This window comes from Bradyrhizobium sp. (assembly GCF_016462955.1).
Classification (GTDB): Bacteria; Pseudomonadota; Alphaproteobacteria; order Rhizobiales; family Xanthobacteraceae; genus Bradyrhizobium.
On sequence record NZ_JAEMSD010000255.1, the window covers coordinates 7,513 to 9,545 of the forward strand.

The following is a 2,033-nucleotide window of genomic DNA, read 5'->3' on the forward strand; positions in this document are numbered from 1 at the left end:
ACATCGAATACGACTTCGCCACGCTCGAGCACCGGCTGCGCGAGCTGGCCTTCCTCAATTCCGGCGTTCACATCGCCCTCTCCGACATGCGCCATGCGGTCGAGAAGCGCGAGGAGATGCACTATTCCGGCGGCGTCGAGGAGTTCGTCAAATATCTCGACCGCAACAAGAGCCCGATCGTGCCGGCGCCGATCATGGTGCGCTCGGAGGCCAACGGCATCGGCGTCGAGGCGGCGCTGTGGTGGAACGACAGCTACCACGAGAACGTGCTGTGCTTCACCAACAACATCCCGCAGCGGGACGGCGGCACCCACCTCGCCGGCTTCCGCGGCGCGCTGACGCGCCAGGTCAACGGCTATGCCGAGGCCAACGCCAAGAAGGAAAAGATCGCGCTGACCGGCGACGATTGCCGCGAAGGCCTCACCGCCGTCCTCTCGGTGAAGGTGCCCGATCCGAAATTCTCATCGCAAACCAAGGACAAGCTGGTGTCCTCGGAAGTGCGCCCCGTGGTCGAGAACGTGCTCAACGAGGCGCTTGCCGCCTGGTTCGAGGAGCACCCCTCCGAAGCCAAGATGATCGTCGGCAAGGTGATCCAGGCCGCGGCCGCGCGTGAGGCCGCGCGAAAAGCGCGCGAGCTGACGCGCAAGAGCCCGCTCTCGGTCTCCTCGCTGCCAGGCAAGCTCGCCGACTGCCAGGAGAAGGACCCCGCGAAATCCGAGCTGTTCATCGTCGAGGGCGACTCGGCAGGCGGCAGCGCCAAGCAGGGCCGCAACCGTGAATTCCAGGCCGTCTTGCCGCTCCGCGGCAAGATCCTGAATGTCGAGCGCGTCCGTCCCGACAAGATGCTGGGAAGCGAGCAGATCGGCACGCTGATCACCGCGCTCGGCACCGGCATCAGCGACGAGTTCTCGATCGAGAAGCTGCGCTATCACAAGATCATCGTGATGACGGACGCCGACGTCGACGGCGCCCATATCCGCACGCTGCTGCTCACCTTCTTCTACCGGCAGATGCCCGCCATCATCGACGGCGGCTATCTCTATATCGCGCAGCCGCCGCTCTATAAGGTCTCACGCGGCAAGTCCGAGCAGTACCTGAAGGACGAGCGGGCGCTGGAGGACTATCTGATCGACACCGGCCTTGACGACTGCGTGTTCATTGCCGGCGCGGGCGGTGACCGCACCGGGCGCGACCTGCGCTCGCTGGTCGAGGATGCGCGCGTCGTTCGCGGCATCCTTCGCAATCTGCACAGCCGCTACCATCGCAAGGTCATCGAGCAGGCTGCAATCACCGGCGTGCTGAACAAGGCGATCTACGGCGATCCGGAGAAGGCTGCCGCGGCGGCGCAATACATCGCCGGCCGCCTCGACAATCAGTCCGAGGAGGTCGAGCGCGGCTGGGTCGGCCAGTACGTCGAAGGCCAGGGCTTCCTGTTCGAGCGCACTATCCGCGGCGTCAAGGAAGCCGCCGTGATCGACGATGCCTTCCTGGGCTCGGCCGAAGCCCGCAAGCTCGACGAGTACACCGTGAAGCTCCAGGACGTTTATGCCCGCCCCGGCAAGCTCAGGCGCAAGGACGTCGAACACATGGTCTACGGCCCGGTCGACCTGTTCGAAGCGGTCACCGACGCCGGCCGCAAGGGTGTCACGCTGCAGCGCTACAAAGGTCTTGGCGAGATGAACCCGGAGCAGCTCTGGGAGACGACGCTGGACACCAATGCGCGCTCGCTGCTGCAGGTGAAGGTCAAGGAGGTCGACCAGGCCGACGACATCTTCACCAAGCTGATGGGCGACGTGGTCGAGCCGCGCCGCGACTTCATCCAGGAACACTCGCTGAGCGCGACGATCGATATTTGAGGCGGCTGGCCTTGGAATTTGACCTGCCAACCAAGCTGTTGCTGCACCTCTCCCGCTCGCGGGAGAGGTCGCCGCGAAGCGGCGGGTGAGGGCTTTCTCCTCTAGGGGATTATCCCATTGTGGAGACACCCTCTCCCCCGCCCTCCCCCGCAAGCGGGGGAGGGAGCGCACCACCTC

At 65.1% G+C, this 2,033-nt stretch carries 1 protein-coding gene; it reads left to right on the top strand.

All coding sequences use genetic code 11. The annotated features are described in order from the left end of the window. A partial coding sequence (locus JHD07_RS23375; protein WP_291626308.1) for a DNA gyrase subunit B occupies positions 1-1,856 on the top strand: 1,856 nt, incomplete at its 5' end. Positions 1,857-2,033: the final 177 nt, after the last annotated feature.